The 23,295-nt window shown below is 38.4% G+C and carries 17 protein-coding genes; 6 read left to right on the top strand and 11 right to left on the bottom strand.

All coding sequences use genetic code 11. The features are described 5' to 3' along the window. The first annotated feature begins 1 nt into the window (after position 1). Entirely contained in the window at positions 2-892 is an 891-nt protein-coding gene (locus tag ACH3PA_RS09380) for a carbohydrate kinase family protein (RefSeq protein WP_416444845.1), read from the top strand. A gap of 239 nt (positions 893-1,131) precedes the next feature. Next, on the top strand, positions 1,132-1,932 hold the full coding sequence (locus tag ACH3PA_RS09375) for a hypothetical protein (protein WP_416444847.1): 801 nt from the start codon (positions 1,132-1,134) through the stop codon (positions 1,930-1,932). 32 nt (positions 1,933-1,964) lie between these two features. Here the strand turns inward: ACH3PA_RS09375 and ACH3PA_RS09370 are convergent, their stop codons facing one another. Beyond that, positions 1,965-3,395, bottom strand: coding sequence for a pyridoxal phosphate-dependent decarboxylase family protein (locus ACH3PA_RS09370; RefSeq protein ID WP_416444849.1), 1,431 nt, complete (start codon positions 3,393-3,395; stop codon positions 1,965-1,967). 145 nt (positions 3,396-3,540) lie between these two features. Here ACH3PA_RS09370 and ACH3PA_RS09365 point away from each other — a divergent pair, with 145 nt between their 5' ends. From ACH3PA_RS09365 to ACH3PA_RS09350, 4 genes are read left to right on the top strand one after another with little or no spacing between them, the layout of a single operon-like run. Next, positions 3,541-4,050 carry a hypothetical protein gene (locus tag ACH3PA_RS09365; RefSeq protein WP_416444851.1) on the top strand — a complete coding sequence of 170 codons (510 nt, stop codon included), beginning with the start codon at positions 3,541-3,543 and terminating at the stop codon, positions 4,048-4,050. After that, complete coding sequence (locus tag ACH3PA_RS09360) at positions 4,047-4,499, top strand: GNAT family N-acetyltransferase (protein ID WP_416444853.1); 453 nt, start codon at positions 4,047-4,049, stop codon at positions 4,497-4,499. Before ACH3PA_RS09365 ends, ACH3PA_RS09360 begins: the two co-directional genes overlap by 4 nt. A gap of 26 nt (positions 4,500-4,525) precedes the next feature. Continuing rightward, positions 4,526-5,353, top strand: coding sequence for an alpha/beta hydrolase (locus tag ACH3PA_RS09355; RefSeq protein ID WP_416444855.1), 828 nt, complete (start codon positions 4,526-4,528; stop codon positions 5,351-5,353). A gap of 15 nt (positions 5,354-5,368) precedes the next feature. Continuing rightward, positions 5,369-5,902, top strand: coding sequence for a DUF1697 domain-containing protein (locus ACH3PA_RS09350; RefSeq protein ID WP_416444857.1), 534 nt, complete (start codon positions 5,369-5,371; stop codon positions 5,900-5,902). 88 nt (positions 5,903-5,990) lie between these two features. On the opposite strand, the gene ACH3PA_RS09345 is transcribed toward ACH3PA_RS09350, so the two are convergent. From ACH3PA_RS09345 to ACH3PA_RS09300, 10 genes are all read right to left on the bottom strand, one after another. Next, positions 5,991-8,360 (bottom strand): sugar-binding protein, encoded by a 2,370-nt coding sequence (locus ACH3PA_RS09345; RefSeq protein WP_416444859.1) that lies wholly within the window; start codon positions 8,358-8,360, stop codon positions 5,991-5,993. 455 nt (positions 8,361-8,815) lie between these two features. Beyond that, positions 8,816-9,592 carry a rhamnogalacturonan acetylesterase gene (locus tag ACH3PA_RS09340; protein WP_416444861.1) on the bottom strand — a complete coding sequence of 259 codons (777 nt, stop codon included), beginning with the start codon at positions 9,590-9,592 and terminating at the stop codon, positions 8,816-8,818. Between the two features lie 18 nt (positions 9,593-9,610). Further along, entirely contained in the window at positions 9,611-10,876 is a 1,266-nt protein-coding gene (locus ACH3PA_RS09335) for a right-handed parallel beta-helix repeat-containing protein (protein ID WP_416444863.1), read from the bottom strand. Positions 10,877-10,880: 4 nt separating this feature from the next. Further along, the gene (locus ACH3PA_RS09330; protein ID WP_416444865.1) at positions 10,881-11,870 is read right to left on the bottom strand and encodes a pectinesterase family protein; all 990 of its coding nucleotides are present in this window, start codon (positions 11,868-11,870) and stop codon (positions 10,881-10,883) included. A gap of 4 nt (positions 11,871-11,874) precedes the next feature. Beyond that, positions 11,875-12,819, bottom strand: a complete 945-nt coding sequence (locus tag ACH3PA_RS09325; RefSeq protein ID WP_416444867.1) for an alpha/beta hydrolase — start codon at positions 12,817-12,819, stop codon at positions 11,875-11,877. 42 nt (positions 12,820-12,861) lie between these two features. Beyond that, positions 12,862-14,316 (bottom strand): glycoside hydrolase family 28 protein, encoded by a 1,455-nt coding sequence (locus ACH3PA_RS09320; RefSeq protein ID WP_416444869.1) that lies wholly within the window; start codon positions 14,314-14,316, stop codon positions 12,862-12,864. Positions 14,317-14,319: 3 nt separating this feature from the next. Next, entirely contained in the window at positions 14,320-16,569 is a 2,250-nt protein-coding gene (locus ACH3PA_RS09315; RefSeq protein ID WP_416444871.1) for a pectinesterase family protein, read from the bottom strand. 64 nt (positions 16,570-16,633) lie between these two features. Then, on the bottom strand, positions 16,634-18,196 hold the full coding sequence (locus ACH3PA_RS09310; protein WP_416444873.1) for a DUF5123 domain-containing protein: 1,563 nt from the start codon (positions 18,194-18,196) through the stop codon (positions 16,634-16,636). A 32-nt stretch (positions 18,197-18,228) separates the two neighbouring features. Then, positions 18,229-20,019 (bottom strand): RagB/SusD family nutrient uptake outer membrane protein, encoded by a 1,791-nt coding sequence (locus ACH3PA_RS09305; RefSeq protein ID WP_416444875.1) that lies wholly within the window; start codon positions 20,017-20,019, stop codon positions 18,229-18,231. An 8-nt stretch (positions 20,020-20,027) separates the two neighbouring features. Beyond that, a complete protein-coding gene (locus tag ACH3PA_RS09300; protein ID WP_416444877.1) occupies positions 20,028-23,189 on the bottom strand; it encodes a SusC/RagA family TonB-linked outer membrane protein in 3,162 nt (1,053 codons plus the stop codon). Positions 23,190-23,295: the final 106 nt, after the last annotated feature.

Here is a 23,295-nt window from a genome sequence, read left to right as displayed (position 1 = left end):
CATGAGTAAATCTCTTAACGTTGTTTGTTTTGGCGAAATACTATGGGATCTTTTTCCTGACGGTAAAGCATTGGGGGGCGCACCGCTTAATGTTTGTTTAAGGTTGCTTTCGCTTAAAGCGAAAGTAAAAATGGTAAGCAGATTAGGTACAGACGCACTCGCCGAAGAAACACTCGCTGTTCTCGATAAATATGACTTGCCACAAGAGTTTATTCAGGAAGATGATGATCTGGAAACAGGACAGGTAGAGGTGACTTTAGATAAAACGGGAAGCGCCACTTATGTTATAAAAGAACCCGTAGCGTGGGATAATATCGCGCTTACAGAGGCAAATCAAAAATGTGTCGCAGAAGCAGATATTTTTATTTTTGGCTCTCTGGCTGCAAGAAGTGAATCATCAAGAAACACTTTAAAAGAACTTCTTGATGTTGCTAAAAACGCTGTTTTTGATGTGAACTTTAGAGCGCCACATTATGATCTTAATGAAGTTGTTAACCTGATGCAACTGGCTCAGTTTGTAAAAATGAATGAGGAAGAACTCAAGGAAGTTAAAAGCTTTCTACGCATCAACTCTGCTACTATGGAAGATAGCCTAAAAGCAATTGGTGCACGCACAAATACCTCTTCTATATGTGTAACATGTGGAAGCGCGGGAGCCGTGCTTTGGCACAATGATCATTTATATACACATCCCGGTTTTAGCACCACAGTTGTTGATACTGTAGGTGCCGGTGATTCATTTCTTGCGGGATTGCTATACAGTCTTGACAAAGATAATGATCCTGCACAAGCGTTGGCTTTTGGGTGTGCTTTAGGCGCTCTTGTGGCTGGCCAAAAAGGAGCGAATCCTGAAATTTCTCTTGAATTAATTCATCAAAAAATGACTGAATAAGATGAAAAATCGGGCTTAAGGGATTGAAAATCTACTTTCCTTTTTAGATTATCTCTCAAAAACCGTATAAAATATCTTTTCAAATTTTTTTGAATAATGAATAATCATACTTCTTAATTTCTTATTTTTAGAAAACAAAACCCTACCCTAACTTTCTATTTATCAGAAAGTAGCAATCATTACCTCTTACTATTCTGCGTTTCATAAATTTTGTTTTTATAAACTCAAACTGTATAGTTATGTCTAAAATTATCACAACGCTACTTCTGCTTTTATGCATGTCTGCTTTTGCTCAGGAAACCCTCACTAATGAATCTATTGTACAAATGATAGATCTGGGTTTTACAGATGATCTTATCGTAAATAAAATAAATACTTCTAATTACAAGTTTGAGACTTCTATAGAAGAGCTTACCAAGCTAAAAGAAGCCGGAGTTTCAGGAAATATCATTGCTTTGATGATGGATAAATCGAGGCATAATACCGTGTCTAAAACCGGGATTTATTATAAGAATGCTAATGATGAATTAGAACTTATCCAGCCCAGTGTTTTTTCTGGCACTAGTACAAATGCTGCTGCGCAAAGACTTGTATCAGGTTTTATAAATTCGAAAAATAAATCTACACTGCCTAAAGCTACTTCTAACAATGTGCTAAATACAAACACTCCTGAGTTTACATTTTTATTTGATGTTTCTACAGCAGATGTTGATAATATGCAGGTGCAAGGTGGTACAGATTATTACAATAACTGGTGGTTTAAAACAGCCTCTTCTCCTAATGAATTTGTACTCTTAAAACTAAGGGTAAAAGAGCGTCAAAACCTTCGGGAAGTAATTACGGGTAAAAGTAATGCCTTAGGAAGCAGCAGCGGTGTTGATCCCAAGGAGGCATTGCCGTTTAGTATCGCGCAGGTAGAAGGTAATAAATTTACGGTCACTCCTGATTCACTTGAGCCCGGCGAATATGCTTTCTTCTATCAGGGACAAGTGCCGGGAGGTCGTTCTAACCAGTCTGTTTTTGATTTTTCGGTACAATAAATAGCCGTTTTTAGACCATTTTAAGCCGATTTTTACAGGGTTTCGCCTATTTCTTCACAAAGATCAAGTGTGTCCTGAACGTCTTGCAAAGTAGTACGCGGATTTATTAAACACATTCTCAATACCACCATTCCGTTTAAATAGGTTGTCACCAGCATAGCCTCACGAGATTCTACAACCTGTTGTGAGATCTTGCGGTTTAATTCGTCAAGTTCATTTTCAGACAGATTTCTCGATATAGGATTGTATCTAAAGTTGATAACAGCCAGCGTGGCGGGAGAAACGATTTCCCAGAGAGCACTTGTGCGTAAATTACTTTCTACCTTTTCTGCAAGGTCTATGTTATATTGTACTGCTTCGCGAAAAGCTTTTAAGCCAAAAATCTTAATACTCATATAAAACTTAAGTGCTCTAAACCTACGCGTTAGCTGAATACCATGATCGTAGAAATTTATTTCTGAAGAGTTGCCCTCAACATCTTTAAGATATTCTGGCTTTTCTGTAAAAGTACCGCTTAACCATTTGTGATTTCGCACCAGCAAACAACCCATTTCATAAGGTTGATAAAACCATTTGTGAGGATCTACCGTTAGAGAATCGGCTTTTTCTACACCTTTTAGCAGACTTTTTCCATCTTTTGCTAGAATTGCAGCGCCGCCGTATGCACCGTCAATGTGAAACCAAAGATCTTCTTTTTTACAAATTTTAGCCAGTTCTTCAAGTGGATCTACAGTTCCTGTATTCGTCGTTCCTGCAGAAGCAATGAAACAGAATGGCTGCCAACCTTCTAGTCGGTCACGATTTATAGCGTTTTTGAGCTTATTTATAGAGACTTTAAACTCCATATCTGTGGGGATGATACGTATTTGTTCTTTACGAAAACCCATCACCCGTATAGCCTTAATATTTGAAGAATGCGCCTGATCTGAGAGGTAGATTACTGCTTTAGAAAAATCATCACCACATTTAATATTACGTGCGGTTACAAGCGCCGTAAGATTTGCCATAGAACCACCGCTGGTAAAAATACCGCCACCTCTTTTTTCGGGTAAACCAAAAATTTTTAAGAGCCAGCCTATTGTCACGATCTCAAGCTCTGCAGCAGCGGGAGCCGCCGCCCAACCGCCAGAAAATATATTAAAACCCGTCGCTAGCGCATCTGCCATCGCGCTTACATAATTGCTGGGCCCGGGAACAAAAGAGAAAAACTTGGGATGACTCATGATATTGCTATAAGGAATCACCTGTTGCATTACAAAATCGAGAACTTCTTCTGCAGAAGATGAAGCCTCGGGAGCAACCTCTTTAAAAACTGTATCCATCTCGCTGCGGGTTGCAAGTGCAACAGGTTTCTTGGTATTTTGAGTAAGTTGATGGTCTATTATTGCATCAACAATCTTATATCCATAAGCGCGCATCTCATCTTCCGGCAGTTCGAGTTTTGCTTTTGTGGTTGGCTTCATCTTCTGTTTTTTGCAAACTTAAGATTTTGTAATGCTCTTGCGAAAGAATACTGAGTGTAGCTGTAAAAGAAAGTTGCCAGAACTTCATTATCTTTATTATAGAATAAAAATTAAAGATCCATTCATTTTTCTCAAACCGCCGGCTGTGAATGAAAACACTAAAATACTTGATCAGGTTCTTCTTTACTTAGCAGCTAATAATTTGGATTTTAACCCCGTTTTTGACCACTTTTTACGCGATAATTTTAAAGCTCAACTTCCGGTGTTTCTGGATCAACTTGTAAAAGATGGTTTCGCTATAGCGAAAGAGATCCCGCATCCTGAAATTAACTCCAGCTATGGCAAAACAATTGAAGTGTATAAGATCACAAACAGCGGACTAGCATTTCAAAAGAATTCTTCTTACGTCAAAAAAGAAAGAACAGCAAAACGCCAGCAATTCTGGACTAAAGGTAAAAAAGTAGCGATTGCAATTAATGGCATACTGCTGCTGATTATTGCGCTTTGGAATTTTCAGATCAAAATGAAAGCCGATAATAATCAAACAGAAATGACCAAAGAAATTGACAGCTTAAAAGCGGTTATAAAAAAGATTGAAACAGAAAGACGTGCTTTGGTAAATACTTCTAAAAACACAGCAGACAGTTTAAAATGATACAATTTATACGTACAAACTCACAAAACAAAGGTTTTATAACACTGGTTAAAAAATTAGATGCCGGTCTGGCGATCACAGATGGTGACGAGCATGCTTTTTATGATCAATTCAATAAGATTGACACAATTAAGTATGTAATTATTGGCTTTGAAAACAATGAAGCAGTAGGTTGTGGAGCGATAAAAGAATATGACAACAAAACAATGGAGATTAAAAGGATGTATGTTGATCCTGACTTTCGTGGAAACGGAATAGCATCAAAAATTCTTAAAGAACTTGAGCAATGGGCGCTAGAACTGGGCTATAAAAAATGCATTCTGGAAACCGGAACCAGACAAGTAGAGGCAATCGCTTTATATACCAGAAATAATTATGCAAAAATGAGTAATTATGGGCAATATGCCGGGGTAGAAAATAGTCTCTGTTTTGAGAAAGAGCTTCAATAATCTGGAATGTTCTTAGCTTTACGCATATGAGAACATTAATCGTTTTAATTCTTGTAATACTTTTTACAACCCATTTTGCAGCCGCGCAAACACCTGAAGTAGTGGTCCAAAAACCATTTGAATTGGGTAAAACAGTCGAGATAAAATCGGTTATTTTAGGCGAAAATCGGGTAATTAACCTCTATTTTCCGCCAGATTATTCAGAAAGCAAAGAGAATTCATATCCCGTTATTTACCTGCTAGACGGCTCTGCAGATGAAGATTTTATACACATAGCCGGGCTTGTGCAATTTGCATCGTTTTCATGGATAAATATTATACCCGAAAGCATTGTGGTAGGGATTGCAAATATTGACAGAAAGCGCGATTTCACCTTTCCCACTTCAAATAAGAAAGACAAAACAGAATTTCCCACAACCGGAGGTTCAGAAAAGTTCATTGCTTTTTTAGAAAAAGAGTTGCAACCGTTCATCACTTCAAATTATAGAACGACGACTACAAAGACGTTAATAGGTCAATCTTTGGGCGGACTTTTAGCCACAGAAATACTTTTTAAAAAACCAGACCTTTTTGACAATTACATTATCGTGAGCCCAAGTTTATGGTGGAGTGATGAAGCGCTTCTACAATTTAAACCCATAGACTACAAGCAGCCTAAAGCTATTTATATCGCCGTAGGTAAAGAAGGTGATGTGATGGAAAATGATGCCAAAAGTCTCTTTGAAAAATTAACCAGATCTAAAAAGGAAAAAACAACCATTTACTTTAATTTTTTAGAAAACCAGAATCATGGCGACGCTTTGCACCTCGCTGTTTACGATGCTTTTGAAAAAATTTTTAAATCTGCCGAATAAAAAAAAATTGAAATCATGGAAAAATATGTCGCAATTTTAAGAGGAATAAACGTAGGCGGAAAACGCAAAATTCTCATGCAGGATCTCAAAGAGCTTTTTCTTAGTCTTGGGTTTGAGGACGTATCTACCTATATACAAAGCGGCAATGTTATTTTTAAAGCTGAAACTGAAGATTTTTTCGCTTTAAGCGAAAAAATTGAACGTGCTATTCTTGATAAATACGGGTTTGAGGTTCCGGTAATTGTAAGAAGCAGTTCAGAATTAAATGAACTTGTAACTTCTAATCCTTTTGCTAATGATCCTGAAACAGACACCAAACTACTTCACCTTACTTTTCTAAAAAACACGCCAGCTCCCGGTATCGATGAATCTATAAATGCTTTTGGTTTTGTGCCTGATAAATTTGAGATTATAAATGACAACGTATTCATTAAATGCGCAGGTAAATACAGCGACTCTAAACTCACTAATATGTTTTTTGAACGAAAATTGAAAGTTCAGGCTACCACACGCAATTGGAATACGGTTCTCAAATTAGCCAACATGTAGTTTATCTAACGCAAATGGCTCTACATTAAAAAACCTATGCGCCATATATTGACACATAGGTTTTAAGGACAAATGAATAATTTTATTACTACTTTTTAATGAATTTTAGATTAGCTCTCATATCTTCATTACTAAGTTGTAAAAAATATAAACCCTGGCTCAAATCATCTATTTTAATAGAATTTTGAGTTTTACCAGATTGTTGCAATTTACCGGTTATGTCAATAATTTTATAGTCTACATCTCTTTGTATACCTTGAACGACCAACTGGTTATTTGAAGGATTAGGATAAAGAGTGACAGAACTTCTATCTAAAGCAGCTCCTACAGACAGGACAGAACTACTTAATTGTATTGTGCCAAAAACAGAAGTATTTTGATAGGCAGAGTCATTTGTAGAATTCCATGATAATTTCCCTTCTCGATCGCCACCGTCATCATCATCGTTTATCATAAAATCAAACCCGACCTCTTTACCATCTTCAGGGACAACGTCTATATTAGCCATAGGGATTTTAGCTTCCAGAATATATCCATCATCAGTTCCTAGCATGACATATTCTATTCCATCTGTAGAAATGCCATTATTTGTACCTACAAAACTTCCATCGTCCCATCTAAACGTATATTGCACATCGTTTCCAGCTTCATATGAATTGGTTTTTCCATTATTGCCATCAAAATAAACCTCAACATTGTCATCTTGATAAATTGCAAAGGGACTGTCATTTATTTTAACATCATCTTCTACATGAGCTATAAAATAAAAAAATGTGTCATCCCACATAAGTCGTGACCATCCACTTAAATCAGTCGCATCAAAAGGACCTCCAAGTAAATCCTTTTCAGCTTTAAAATCATTCATGCCGGCAACCTTCCATATTTCATCAATAGTCCCATCTATTATGGGTGCGGTACTTACTTTATATACTGTCGTAGGTGGTGTAGTAACTACAACTTTTACAACGTTTGAAAAACCCTTTAAACCTTCTGCATCAGTCGCCTCAGCAGAAATAAGATACGTTCCGCCTTCAGCGTTTTCCCAGGTAAACGAATAAGGTGCTGTAGTATCTTCACCCATAAGATCAGTTCCATTATAAAATTCCACTTTTTCTACATCATCATTTAGGTCTGTGACAGAAGCTGTAAAATTAATCGTTGCTGGTGCCTCATAAGTAGAATTGTTTATGGGACTGTCTAGAATAATATTCGGTTTATTGGGATTGGTATCTACCCAACCCTCTATCCAGCTCATATAATCAACAGTATTGCCATAAGGGTTAACATGTACATCTGTATCTGCTGCCATATCTTCATAAAGAAATTTATCGACGAATGATTGTATTGCCGGGCTTTGACTATCTGGTACCGCACAATGACCATGACCTCCATCAATATAAAAGCCAAATCGATCTTCTATGCCAAATGCTTTATAAACCTCTTCCGTCGCTCTTGCCGAAACATACGCAGAAGGGTTTGCTAACCATTCAAAATCTGTATTGCCTGTGATTAGCAAAGCTCTGGGAGCAACCATTGCCATCAATTCGTGATGATCATGCGGTAAAATACCCGCTCTGCCACTAAAAGTACTTCCCATGTCTGGTAAAAACCAAGAATAATTGGTATTGTCAATTTTTTCCACGTTTCCTATAGTTTCAGAAACACGCCAGGATGGCGCACCTCCACCGCCAGATTCCTGAGCAATTGTTAAAGCTATACGTTCATCAAAGGCTCCTGCAAAAAGTGCCATTTTTCCCGCATAAGAACATCCGGTTACAGCTATATGGTCAACATCAGCATTTAATTGCTTCTGCACTAACTCTATCCCGTCTATTAATCTGCTTACACCCCACGACCACGCGCTATAATTACCCATAGTGTAAGTATCTGCATCGGGATGAAACTCCGGGTAAAGTTTAAAATAAGGGTCGTCAGGATTACGGGAACCCTGAGAATAACTCACTACTTGATTGTGCATAAAAGGTATTTTAATAGCACCATCAAAAATAGATGAAGGTATACTTCCTGTAGCGCTGTTCATACCTATTACAACAGGAAAAGGTCCATCGCCATCAGGAATAGTAACTTCAGAAGTTAGGGTGAGAGTCTCTCCGTTTTCTGTGATTAAAACGGTTAATACTCCATCAGCGTACGTTGCTGTTATATCAGCAGGTCGTGGCGGTTTTAAACCAATCTCATATTCCTGAATTTCAGCTTTTATTTCATTTCTTCGGCACTCCCAATCGCTAAAATCTGTAGAGCGGCCGCTACCATCAGACCACGCAAAAGGATCTGGTAACATGGGATAGTTCACAAGATCACCGGGATCTGGTAAGGGCGGCGCATCACAGGAAGATCCGGTATTTTCACTTTGATACACTAAAGGGTGTTGGGCATAATTGTTTAAGACAGCACACATGGTTAGCGTGAGTGTCAACAGGCTTGATCTAAATTTCATCTCAAAAGGAATTTTGTTTAATTTATAGTTGGGTTTTAGAATTGATTAATTTTTGTGATCCGCATTTATTATGTTAAATACTTAAGATTAAAAATGTTATTATCATTAATTTCTAATACTAAAGACTAACATTTTGAATGATATTTATTAAAATTATAGATAATAATCTTGAATTTACGCAATCGATTGAAATTTTTTCAAGTTTTAACTTTTGCATGTTAAAAATCTGGTTTCAAGAGAATTAAAAAAATGAATTTTCAGTCATACGAATTTCAGTAGGAATTCTGAAGATAGCTACGAAAATCGGTCAAAAGCTGGGTAAAATCGGGAATATTTAATAAAAACCAGCTGCGTTATTGCATGGTATGGGCAGGACCTATAGAATAAAGAAGTAAGTTTAAGATAGAGTTTTAGTAAATGGGTTGCAGGTGGCAGCAACCAAGAAGAAAAGCGGGTTAATTTTTTAAAGAAATTATTTCCTTTGCTAATACAGACTTCTTAATAAAAGTCGCAAGACCAGAATGTTGCCGATTGATTTCCTGTAAAGCCAGACTTGCGACAAGAGTTGCTCCTAATTGAGACAAATGAGTATCGTCTTCTCTCCCCTGTGGTTCGTATGCATTTTCACCAGGTTTTAGGTGTAAATGAAGCGATTTTGAGGCTTCTGGGCCGTATTTTATTTCAAGACGTTCTGTTAGCCATTGTAAATCTACAAAAGGAACATCTAAATCTTTAGCTACCAGCCATACAACTACAGGATAGTCGCCATGGGTATCTACTAAAACTCCATATTCATTAAAATTACGGCGCACGATTGAACTTAGTAAAACAGGTGTCGCTCCTTTACTTCGGGTTTCATTTACAAAGCGCTCCAGGTTATAACGATACTGCGTAAACGGATTTGTAAACCGCGTGCTATCCTGTATTTTTTCGTCATTATGACCAAATTGAATAAAAACATAATCTCCTTTCTTCAATTTACTTAAAACCGCTTCCCACTTTCCTTCTGTAATAAAACTTTTGCTGCTGCGTCCGTTTACCGCGTGATTTTCTACGCGTATTTCATCAGTGAGCAATTGTGGAAGCATTTGGCCCCAGCCATGTTCAGGATTTTGATCAGGGTCTTTTTTATCTGCCATTGTAGAATCACCTATCAGATAAAGCGTAGGTTTTTCCTGCGCTAAAAGCGAAAGGCTAAAAATCAAAAAAATGATTATAAGGAAAAATTTCATCTGGTTTCTGGCCTTTTGTTAATCTTCAAATTCAAAAGCACCCAGATCAGGCGCACTCCCGTTAAACGGAAGCCCTACATCTACACCTTTATCTATTAAATTACTGCCGGCGGTAAGGTGCATAAAATCTATATCTGGAAGACTTCCATCTTCTTTACGGGCAGCGAGCAATTGAGCGGTTTCTATACTTAAAAAATCGGTTTCTTTAGCAGTTAAGCCGTTCATCCAGCTATTACTTGAAGTATCCTTTTCAGTTGCATTTGTACTTCCCATATTGCCCAGAGAGACACAATTTTTTATAATGAGTCCTGCCAGAATATTCGTGCTGCTAAAGTTGTAGTTTTTGCCGTTATCATAGGCAGAACAGTTGTAGATCGTCACCATACCGCGATTGCTGTTATGATCAAAACCATCGGCTATATTTCCTACAGCGAGGCAATTGGTGTAAGTAGCATTATGTTTAAGTGTTTTATCATCACTGCCTCCCGTTTTAAAACCATTGCCGTCACCACCGCTCACGCTTTTATCTTTTAAGTAACCGTTATTAATAGCCCAGCAATTCTCATAATAGGTATGAATATCATCACTTCCGCGCAAATAACCATCCCAGCCATCATCGAGGTTTTGCCATGCCCTGCAGCCTATAAATTTATTATTACTTCCCGCGGTGAGTTTACACGCAAAACCATCTGCGTTTTCTACACTTGAGTCAGCATTGAAAAAAGAGTCGCAATTGAGGATGGTATTATTTGAAGCGCCGCTGTCTAATTGCAAACCTGTATCTGAACATTCTGAAAAAGTACAGAACTCGATCAGGTTGTTATTGCCCTGAATTTTCATTCCGTTATCTCCGGCATTGTAAAAATCTATTCCTTTTATATGCCAGAAGTCGGCGTCTAAGATCATACCCTGATTTGAAGCATTTTCGCTCATAGCGGAATAATCAAATACAGGTCGTTCTTCATCAGGCGCAGCCATAAGTATGATCATTTGCAATTCTGTACCAGAACTTTCAACATCAATTCTGGAAGTAAGAGCATAGGTTCCGCCATGCACCACAATAGAATCTCCAGCCTTTGCTGTAGCTATTGCAGCCAGTAATTCGCCGCCCGTTGTAACATGAATGGACTCATCTTCTGCAGGTTCTTCAATAGGTGTATTGTCGTTTTCCGGTTGTTCTACCTCAACTTCTCCTTGTTGTTCTGCACTCTCTTCTTTAGAACAGGAAGAATACCCTGAAAGCAGTACCGCTGCTAACATGAAGTAGAGTTTTACAAATTTCATAGCATTAGTTTTTGATAGGATTCCAGCCATCACTTCCTGCCAGAATTTTCTTTATGGTATATTCTTTAGCCTCTTGCGGACTTAATTGTTTTGACCACCTCATTCTATTTTCAGCAGAACTGCCGGGGCCGGAATTTTGGTATTCAGCATAAAAAGTGGTTTTCTCCTTTTCAGGAAACATCGCATCTCCTTTCCAGGCATCCCAGCCTTCAGCAACGATGTGATCACCCAATTCACAGTTTAGAAAAACTGTTTTGGCATAAGGGCGCCAGGGCCTGCCCAGATAGACTTTTTTAATTTCCGCGGAAGCGATTAATTTACAGTTTATAAAAACGAAACCGTATTGCTGATCTTTGGGTGTAGCCGCTGCTGTTACAAAGGAATTAGCCTTACTTTTCACCGTACAATTTTTGAAAACCGCCGTAGCTTCACCAAAAATAAAGTCGGTTGTTCCTTCTATTTCGCAGTTATCATAAAATTGCCTGCTGTTTTCAGTTGCCGCATAAACCGTATCCTGGCATCCTATTATCGCTGAATTCTTAATTACAAAACGGTCACCTTCTACATGCAGCGCCACGGCCTGCCCCCGATTACAGGAAGCATTTTCTATGGTAATATTTTCTATTTTGATATCATTTCCCTGTACCAGAACTGTATGTGAAGTAAAAGTGTTCAGTTTTTGTTGTGTGAGGGAGTCGATTTTTCCTGAAAAATCCGCGTGAGTTATACGCGTATTTTCTTTGCCCGACCCGCGCAATGTCAACTGATGTTTCCACGATGGAATGACTAATTTCTCTTTGTAAACTCCCGGTTTAACTGAGATGAGTACTTCACCCGGACCCAGATCACGTGTAGAATTTACAGCTTCCTGAATGGTGGTAAAATCCCCGCTTCCGTCCTGAGCAACAGTAATATTGCCATAAGGTTTATTCTGTGAGAACGCGGTAGTAATAAGTAAAATGAAAATTATAGATAGCCAGCCTTTACTTTTCATTCTTTTAATTTTTAAAGTTTTTATCTAAAAAACGCACTGTATATTCCAGTGTTTTCTCAAACCACGGATGCATCAACCAGAAAGAATGTGGGGAATCAGGAATCGTATGCGTTTCATTATAAATCCCGTAACTATCTAAAATTTTGATCATGTCATCCCTGCCGGCATGAAAACGTGGCTGGGCGCTGTTGATAAACAATGTAGGCGGAGTTTCAGCGCTTGCATATTCAAGAGGAGAAGCTTCTTTCCATTTTTCTAAATTAACGCCTTTTAGTCCGCCCAGCCATTTCCCGGCAACTGTGCCTTCTTGAGCTTCGGGGTGAATAAAGGAAACTATTCCGTCTATGTTTACAATCGCCTGAACCGCATCTGAGCAACTTGAATCGCCCTCTTTATAAAGCTGATTCCCAATAGTAACGCCAATTAAAGTTGCCAACTGTGCTCCCGCAGAAGCTCCCAGAACAGCGATTTTTTCTGCATCAATCTGGTATTTATCAGCGTTTTTTCGCATCCAGCATATGGCGGCTTTCAGATCTAAAACCGCAGCGGGATAGGTTGCTACAGGACTTAGCCGGTAAGCGGCTGTAACGGCGACATAGCCGTTGGCAGCTAAATGTTGTGCCATCACACGTTCATTTTCTTTACTTCCCGTGATCCATCCCCCGCCATGAATTAATAGAACTGCAGGATATTTTACTGAAGAATTTCCCGCAGGTTTATAAATATCAGCTTTTAAAGTAATGTTATCAATCTCACGATATACCACATTTTCTTTCGATTCAATTTTATATGAAGTTAATGGCTCTATGGGAACAATAAACGGGTAATCTTTTTGCAGTTTTTCATAAGTGGTTTGTATGGTGTAGGGCTTCACCTCATTTTGAGCAGTTATGCTTCCAAAAAAAAGCAATAAAATAATAATATTGAAGTTGGCACTTTTACTTCTCACTACACTATCACATTATTCATTCTATATTTCAGCACAAAGCCTCTAGTTATAAGCTTCACCATTTATAGTGGTATTCTCAAACTGTATAGGTTCTGCAAATTTTACTGAAAGCGGAGTCTTTGTCTTTTTGATTGTCACATTCTTAAGCACCACATTTTTAACAGGAGATTGCTCTCTTCCGGTTATGAGTACTCCATATTTTCCGCCATTCTCTACGGTTACATTTTCTAAAAAAATATTCTTGATACTTGGCATAAAATCGCCCTCCTGATTATCATAAATACCATAATGTGTATTTATTTTAAGCACAGCTTCTTTTACCTGGCCCACCTGTACATCTTTAACATAAACATCTTCTACAAAACCACCTCTTAACGTGTTGGTCTTAATACGAATTGCACGATCAAGATTAGGACTATCCATCACACAATTGCGAACAAAAACATTGCGCACTCCGGCAGAAATCTCACTACCCATAACAACACCGCCATGCCCATCTTTCATCTCACATTTTTCAACAACAATATTTTCACTGGGAATAGCGACCCTGCGACCATCATTATTTCTACCCGATTTTATAGCGATACAATCATCACCTGTATTGAATTTACAATTAGTAATATGTACATACTTGCTATACTCAGGATCGCAACCATCGTTATTGGGGCCATGACTGTTAATCGTTACGCCATCTATGGTAATATAATTAGATTTCATAGGATGCAAAACCCAAAAAGGAGCATTTGTAAATGTGACACCCTGCACCAGAATATTTTCACATTCAAAAGGTTCAAAAAAGGAAGGTCGCAGCTGGTAACCATCACCAAAAACTCGATCTGAAACCGAAACCCCGTCTGCTACCATTTGGCGTAAGCGTGGCAGATTTTTATCATCTCCCTGCTTTTCACCACCTTCATTATAACCGTATTCATCTTTCCCACACCAGGGCCACCAGTTTTCATTATCGGCCTGGCCATTGAAGGTTCCTGAGCCGGTGATTGCAATATTCTTCTGTTGATATGCATAAATAAGCGGAGAATAATTCATCACTTCCATCCCTTCATAAGCAGTATGAACGACCGGTAAGTAAGCCGATTTTTCTTTGGTGAACAGGATTTCTGCGCCTTCTTCCAAATGCAGATCTACATTGCTTTTTAAGTGAATGGGGCCGGTAAGGTATTTTCCGGCAGGAATCAATACTCTTCCTCCACCCGCATTTGTACAGGCTTCTATCGCTTTCGCGAAAGCATTTGAGTTTAAAGTCTTCCCGTCTGCTGCAGCACCATAATCCATCACATTGTAAGTCGCGTCAGGAAAAGAAGGTTTGCCTATTTTTTCTATTATAGCATCGGCCTGTGACCAGGGATCTTGATTTGCATTAACCGACTGACCCGACTGATCGGCCTGAGATTTACATGAAAAAAAAGCCAGTAAAACTGTGATGACGAGAATTGGTTTTATTGTCATAATTCCTCCCGATATAGATGGATTTCTCATTTTTTAATTTGTTTTAGGTTGCCAGTTATCCTCCCCTTTTAATATGAGATTAGCCTCGTAGGCAGCGGCACTTTTTGCGGTAAGTTGGTGAGACCATGCCACCCTATTTTCAGCATCAGCGCCCGGTCCCTGAGAATTATATTCGGCATAAAAAGCTGTTTTTTCAGCCTGAGGTTTTTTCCAGTTATGCCAGCCTTCCGGTTTTATGTTCTTATCTAGCGTACAGTTTATAAAAACGGTCTTTGCATGATCACGCCACGGCCTGCCCAGATAAAAAGTATCTGAACTCTCGTCACCCTGAATATCACAATTGAGGAAAACAAAGCCGTGAGGAGTATCTGCAGTCGTAGAAGCTGCTGTTATATATCCTTTCTCCTTACATACTATGGTGCAGTTCTCAAAAACAGCTGTAGACCAGCCAAAAATGAAATCTACTGTACCGCTTATGAGGCAATTTGTAAAGTATTGCCTGGCACCCTTCCCATGCAGGTACAACGTATCCTGATTGCCGAGGAAATTACAATTTTTAAATATTGCCCGATCTGAATCTACCCTTACAGCTACCGCCTGCCCTACTTTGCCAGCACTGTTTTGAAAAGTAATATTACTAGCCTTGAAATCATTACCAAAAACGAAAAAAGATGAAGAACCGGTAGTGCCCATTTCCTCACCAAATTCATTCAATTTTTGAGAATAATCATCATACACCAAAATTGTTTTGTCTCTATTTTCACCTATCAATTCTACATTGATTTTTGACTCCGGAAGAATCAATTTTTCATAATAAATGCCCGATTTTATGCCTATTTTAGTCGTTTTTTGTCGAAAATCAGGCACCGCATCAATAGCATCTTGTACTGTGCAAAAATCACCGCTACCATCTTTAGCAACAGAAAAATGAAATTCACCTGGGCTTACCTGTGCTGTTTTGGTTGCATCTCCTGCCAGTTCATTTAGGTAGACTTCAATATTTGTATAATTTTTATCAAGATCAAACCCGGCAGAATCGTCGATTTTAGGGTCTAAATTGTGGTTTTTTTCCCATTTATCGGGCATACCATCATGATCTGAATCCTCAGGTGCAGGTTTTGATTTTAATTCAGGCCATCCGCCTATATTATCCTGAGAATCTATTATTCCGTTTTGATAATGCGGTTTTCCGGTAGCCGTACTCTGCACTACTTTAATATCAACCGCATCCCGGCTCAAACTAGCTCCTGCATCTTTCAAAACACTAAAATAAGCAGCCTCTGCTGTTTGAGTTTTGATATTATTATCTATATCGACAGGATCATCAAGACGCAGACTTTCAGGATCTTCACACTGTACACCACCATCCCAATTATCTGAGGTAACTTTGGGCGAACCTTCCATAAAATTACCTGCTACATAGAATTTCCCATAAGGTTCATAAGGGTCTAAAATGCGCTCCCGCTTAGAATCTTCAGTTGCTTCGCCGGGTTTAAAATAATTATTGATCACATTGTAGGTGCCATTTTCGCCACCATAAATACTATTGATCTGCCAGTTATAGATAACATTATTTCTAAAATCAACAAACTCATTTTCTGAATTAAGCGTGGTTGATGAACCGCTAAAACGCGGATTACGGCTATGGTTGCTCGCAATAAGATTGTGATGAAAAGAAGCGTTTACTCCGCCCCAGATTCCGCCATAACCATGATCTCCTTTATGGTGTACAGAACTATTTAGCGATTCTGAAACTATGCACCATTGCATGGTGAAATCTTTATTTCTATAAAAAGAAGAATTCTCATCTGTGGCCCAACTCATAGAGCAATGATCTAAGATCACATTTGTAGCATCTTTCCCTTTAAGGGCATCATCTTCAACTTTATTTACATCCCCTAACCGGAAGCGCAGATAACGAATTATCACATTATCTGCTTTAACTGAAACGGTGTAACCTTTAACGCATATCCCATCACCGGGAGCCGTTTGTCCTGCTATCGTTATACTGTCATTATTTATGTCTAAAGGAGATTGCAAGCTAATAGTACCCGAAACAGCGAAAGTAATTATGCGAGGACCATGCTTTACTATTCCCTTACGCAGGCTACCCTCACCGTCATCGTTAAGGTTTGTTACTGTATATACTTCGCCGCCACGACCGCCGCTGGCATATCTTCCAAAACCTTCGGCTGAAGGAAAGGCCAGTTGTTGTGCACAGCCTGAGAATCCCATTAGAAGAACAATTAAACTAAAATAAACTGCCAGATATTTAAATTTCATAAACCAATTTTTATTCAAAAAAAGTAGTTCCGGTTATAAACCAGAACTACTTAGAGGGTTAAGACTAATTAGACAACCAGCGAGGGTCTCCTATATTTTTGTCTTTTATAGTTTGATTTGAAACAGTAAAATCACCTGACGCGGGATCTGCAAAGCCCGGATCTAAAGCTGAATAATTGCTGTCATCAAAAATATATTGTGACGTATCATAGAATCCCGGTGCATTGAAGTAATTATTATTACTAAATGTTGGGCTTTCATCAATACCAGATCTATCAGCATATCCTTCAGATTCTGTGCTGGCAATTAAGGTATTTCTTACTATTACATCATTGCTAACAAATCGCACATATAGTATTCTTTTACTGTCTGAATTAGAACATGCATATAACGTACAGCTGTCTATAAGTATATTTGCAGTTACACCACTCTCATTAGAAGTTCCACTTGCGTCCATCCTGATGAAGTCTCTGTCTGGGGCACAATTGTAAAAAGTACTCGTTTGTAGGTTAATATTTAGAACATCAGAATTCCTAAAGTCTATAAAATCACCTCCGTTAGTAAAAATATCATAGACAATGGAATTTTCTACCGTTAAAGTTTGCAGGATCGCATCAGTCTCGTTACCCGCTACAAAAGATTTTGCATAACTATGAATAACGCAACCGCTTATAAGTAACGAATTGTAATTTCCTGCAGCTGTATATCTTATAACATCCGGAAGATCTGATGATCCTTCACCTTCTCCCATTAAATCAAGATCAATTAATTCTACATCTTCTGCGCCTGTAACAATCTCAAAGCTAAGTTTTAGCAAGGGCTTATTATAACTTCTAAGTCCTCTTATTGTAAGAGACTTGTCAAGAGTTACAGTTCCCGTCTGTGCTGTATAATCACCGCTTTCAAGAACCAATATGGTTCCTGCTTCAGCGTCGGCTATCATTTGCAATAGATCATCTTCGGCAGTTACTAAAATGCCAGTACCTATGTCAATTCCTGTCGTAAAAGTTGTCACGCCTCTGGTTTTGCTGCCATTAAATAGTATAGCGGTATATTCTGTCTCTTGGGTGAGACCGGTCACTGTAGCCACTCCATTAGCTTTTTCTTCAGCAGTTATGGTATGCGTAATATCTCCCGGACTCAACTTTAACTCAGTTACATTACTATTAGGCACCCAGCGCAAAGTGGCTTCCAGTGCCTTAATATCACTAGGTTCACCTGTAACAAAAAGCTGCTCTGTTAAAGTTTGGGCCAAAGTAGTAGCCCAGCTAGAATCGTCAAGTCCGCGGGCACTAACCGCCTTTACCCTTATAGAATATACGGTCTCGCCTTCTAAGGGTACAAACACAGGCAAATCAGCAGCATTAACCTCAACAGTATTAACTATATTATTAAACTCAGGGTCATCAGCACTAAACTCGACTATATAGCTCTCCACATTCTCATCTGCTGTCCAGTTTAGCTCTACATTTACCTGATTTCTAACGAAGGCTGTCAGATTTACCGGCGCAAATTCTCGGCTTACCGGCAGCTCTTCTATAATATCTTTATCATAATCACAACTTGTAACTGTAGCTGCAAGTAGAATAGCTATAAGTAAACCTTTAAAGATGTATCTTACTTTCATAATTCAATAAATTAAAACTGTTTTTTGAGGTTCTAGTAACCGTAGTCGTTTACTAATTGACCATTACTGGCATCAATAAATACTTGCCAAATAGGCCAGAATTGCCTGTCATCTACATTAACTCCAGGTTTAGAAATCGTGTTCATCATTTCATCAAGAGGTTGATCCCACGAGAATTCAGAATAGTCAGGGCCGGGATTTTCAGTTTCCCCTCTGTTAAGCCCATAAATATCTAAAGTATACCCGTCTTCTTGATATTTATAATAAAGCGTTGTAGGAACATTTGTATATTCTCCTGTTCTGCTTTCAAGACTGGCAAGTTTACTTTTTTCCTCATCTAGTTTGGCTTTAAGAAGATTCCAACGAATAAGATCTTGTTTACGATCCATCTCTCCCGTATACTCTAGCTTATGCTCATTTACTAAAGCGTTAAACATAGCTTCTTTAGTAGTAAGTGCATCTACGTATGCTTCTACTTGTTCTGCTTGTTGCTCTGCAGGAAATGCTCTACTACGTATCTGCTTAAGATAGGTTGCTGCAGCTGCAGGCCCTTCTAATTCATTAGCTGCTTCTGCAGCTGTAAGAAGTATTTCTGCATACCGCATATATATCAGGTTAACGCCATCATCATTTGTAGATGTAACATTCCTAGCCATCCATTCATACCTATATTTTCCAAAGAACCAGGAATTAATAGCTGAAAGTTCCTGCATAGCTATGCCGTCTACCGCAGTACCCCATTCATAAGGTACACATGTAACATCTCTGCGTGTATCATTCTCATTATAGTCATAAAAAACCGTTGGTGTAGGCCCGGCATTACCACCTCTGGCCTGACCAGTAAACTGATCTACACTATTATGAGGAACAGCAAATGAAAAAAGCACCCTTCCGCGACCATCTGCAAAGGGAATTTCCCATAGAGATTCGCCGCCCGCACTTATGTCTTCTTCATTATATTTTACCCAAAAATCTCTAAAAGAAGGCTCCAGTGAAGCTTTACCACTATTAATGACATCTCTACATTCATCTAGCGCTAACTGATACATATTCTCAACTGAAAGTTCAGGATCGTTGCTTCTTCTAACACCATCAGGATATTGTTGATACCCGCTTGCAATCATGGCAAGCCTGGCTCTAAAGCCTTTTACAAAGGCTTTATTAACACGCTCAACAGTAGAAGTTGCTGTGGTTTCATTAGGCCACGCTACCAATTCTGAAGCTTCACCTAAATCAGCAATAAGACGTTTGTAAATTGTATCTCTGCTTGTCTTTGGCAGATATAATGTTTCTGTGTTAATAGGTTCAAAACGGGCAGGTACATCACCCCAGGCTTTCATAAGATCTGCATAATAAACAGCCCGATATGTAAGTGCAGCTCCTAAAAGTTGGCCAAATTCAGTATCAGGTTCAGGATTACCATAATTTCTAATACCTCTTATTACAATGTTTGCCCGCTCTATTCCCTGATACATCATAGCCCATGCATTATTATCAGTATTCATTCTTGAATTATTGGGTTTTGCATCGTAATAAACGAGATCAGCATCAGAGCCTTCATCGTCAGCGCTATAATTATATTCTACATCAGTATTGAAACCGTAATACGGTATAAAACGGCCCCGATATGAATTTGTCTGTCCTATGGGTTCTAAAATACCATCAACAGCTCCCTTTGCAAGATCTACTGTAGAAAAAATAGTAGACTCATCCAGAGTTGATTTAGCAGGAGCATCAAGAAATTCATTATCCTCATCGCAGGACACCACTATACCTGTGATAATAAATACCAATAAGATTTTTATTAAGTTTTTCATTTTCATGTAATTTTTTAGAAATTAAGATTTAGACCAAATACCAGCTGTCTACTTCTGGGAAACGGCGAATAATCAACTCCCGGAGTAAGTGGATTATTTCTCCTGGTAGAAGTTTCGGGGTCAAGACCTGAATATTTTGTTAAGACAAAAACATTATTTGCTGTGGCATAAAATCTCAGTTTAGTAATACCCGCTCGCGACACTAATTCATTTGGAAGTGTATAACCCAGTGTGAGAGTATTTAACCTGAGAAAAGAACCGTCTTCAACTGCCCAATCACTGAATACGAAACTACGCATATAAGGAGACCACATTGTGGTATTTGCATTAGCAGCTGCAAGAGCGTCAGGATCTGTAATTAATTGACCGGTTTCCGGATTAAGATTCGTCCATCTTGTACCGTCTGCCATTTCAGAAGTTAAATTTCTATATTGGCTGTTTTCATTTGCAGTAGTAAACTGTACCTTATTTGCATTGTACTCATCGTTACCATAGCTCCAGTTAAATGCCGCAGAAAGATCAAACCCGTAAGCGTAACCATTAATTACCATACCACCCGTATGCTTTGGGTTTGCATTACCTATAATCGTGTTATCATTTACGTCTACTACACCATCACCATTCATATCTTTTAATTTTAACATTCCTGGTTGCAACGCACCTACTATATCACTATTATCTACCACACCAGATTTCAGGGTATATGAGTTACTGGCAGGATCAAAATCAAAATCTGAAACTTCATAACGACCATCACTTCTATAACCATACATCGCACCCACCGGTTGATCTACCCAAACAGCATAATCACTGCCTATTTGAGATGAAGCCCATCCTGAATATTCCTGATAATTTTCTAATGACCCTAATGAATTAATTCTATTCTTGTTTGCAGATATATTGAAAGAAATGCTAAGACCATAATCCTGCTGGTTGATTGCATCAAAATTTACAGACGCCTCTATACCGGTATTTTGTATTTCACCCAGGTTTCTATATTGGTACTCATAACCAGATCCCGGTGTACGAAAAGCAAGCAATAGATCTGTAGTAAGATTTCTATACGCTTCTATTGCCCCCGAAATGCGATTATTGAGAATTCCAAAATCGAGACCTAGATTTTGCGTAACTGTCGTTTCCCATTTTAAATCAGGATTTGCTAAAACATTAGAAGCAGCCCAGTAACTGGAAACTTCGTTTATGTATGAAGTATTTCGTGATTCAAAACTTTGCACAGTTTGACCGGTAGGAATGTTATTATTCCCAGCCTTACCATAGCTCAATCTCAATTTAAGAGCATTTAGCCAATCTGCACTTCCCATGAAATCTTCTTCGTTTATTTTCCAGGCAACTGCTGCTGATGGAAAATATCCCCAGCGATTGTTTCCCAAAAATTTGCTGGAGCCATCTGCACGATAAGTAGCTGTAAATAAATACCTGTTCTTATACTCATAATTAACACGGCCAAAAAAGGAAAGTAATTTATCATCAGGACTGTAAAAATTATCTACTGAGAAGGCTGTATTTGCCTGCGTGGTAAGCTTTCTGGCAGTATAAAAATCAAAATCCCCAGGAAAACCCTGTAATTCTGTAGTTTCTCTGTTATCCTGAGTTACAATCATTTCTTCACCTAAAAGTAATTTTAAGCTGTGATCTTCATTAAAATATTTATTAAAGTCAAAATTTAAGATGTTTGCATTTCTAAAGCTTTCCCTCTTTCTATCTCTGTAAAGTAAAGCTGGCAGACCCTGGTCATCTGCTAATGGTTTATTATTTGCATAATAAGTAGATCTTCCATAAAAGCGATAGTCAAGATCATTTCTATTATCAAGTCCTAACTCTGATCTCACACTAAGATTGTCTAGTATGGCCCATTCAAAACTACCCACCATATTAATATTCTTTCTTAGTTGCTGTCTTTGGTTATCATCTATAGCTACAAAAGGATTTACCAGATAACCCGTTAATGCTTCATCTGTATTAGTAGTAGTGAGACCTGAAATAGGAATAGGTGAATATTGCACACTATACTTTAATCGAGAATCTGCAGATGAAACTTCATTTTGCTCATTAGCACCTCCTCCGTTAATTTCTGTCTCAGAATATCTAACGGTAAATGCTAAATCTACTTTTTCACCAGCCTTGCTTTTAAGCGCTAAAGAAAAATTATCACGCTTAAAATCAGAATCCCTCATAATAGTATTGACATCATAATGGGCATAATTAAAATTGTAATTAGCTTTTTCAGTACCTCCTCTTATAGCAAGATCATGGCTTTGCACTTCACCCATGTTACCATAAATCTGCTTTTGCCAGTTATTTCCTGTTTTGCCGGTATATTGATCATAATCCTGCCAAAGACCGAAATATCTTTCGTAAGAATCTATATTATCAGGATCGCTAAGCAAAGCATATTCATATTGCCATTTTGTAAAATCTTCGGGGGAAAGGACATCAAGGGTTTTTGCGATTTTCTGAAAACCATAGAATGTATTAAAATTAACAGATATCTTGCCGCTTTTACCATTCTTAGTAGTAATGATAATTACACCATTAGCTCCTCGTGAACCATAAATAGCAGTAGAAGAAGCATCTTTTAATACTGAGATATTTTCTATGTTTGCCGGGCTTATATCACTCATGCTGTTAACAGGGAAACCATCAACAATAATTAAGGGTGAACTATCTTGGGTTAGGGAACCATTACCACGCACTCTTATATTAATTTCGGCATCAGGAGATCCTTCAGTTGAAGCAACCTGAACACCGGCAAGCCTTCCGGTTAAGGTTTCGGCGATACTCGATTTAGCCTGCTCTTTTAAGTCATTCCCAGAAATGGAAACAACAGAACCAGTCAAATCTGATTTTTTTGTAGTACCATATCCTACTACAACCACCTCATCTAACGAATTTGAATCTACCTCAAGCGTTACATCGAGGGCTTCTCTGCCGTTTACATTTACTTCAAGCGTTTTAAAACCTACATAACTAATAAGGAGTACTGCATTCGCCCTCGATACCCGAAGAGAATATACCCCATCAAAGTCTGTGACGGTGCCATTAGAAGTTCCTTTTTCTACTACATTAACCCCGGGCAGCGCACTGCCATCATCACCATTTATAATCGTACCCGTTACCGTGATAGGATCTTGTGCCCATATTTTATCTGAGCTCATGAAACTTAGCAGTAACAGCAGCATGAGGGATATTGATTTTTTTCTTATAATTTTTTTATCATTCATGGTTGAATTAAATGTTTGTTAGAAATCATGTTGTAATAAA

Source organism: Leeuwenhoekiella sp. A2 (genome assembly GCF_047946655.1).
In the GTDB taxonomy this organism is placed as follows: domain Bacteria; phylum Bacteroidota; class Bacteroidia; order Flavobacteriales; family Flavobacteriaceae; genus Leeuwenhoekiella.
Note: the sequence above shows the minus strand (reverse complement) of the source record. Positions and strands in the feature narration are given on the sequence as shown.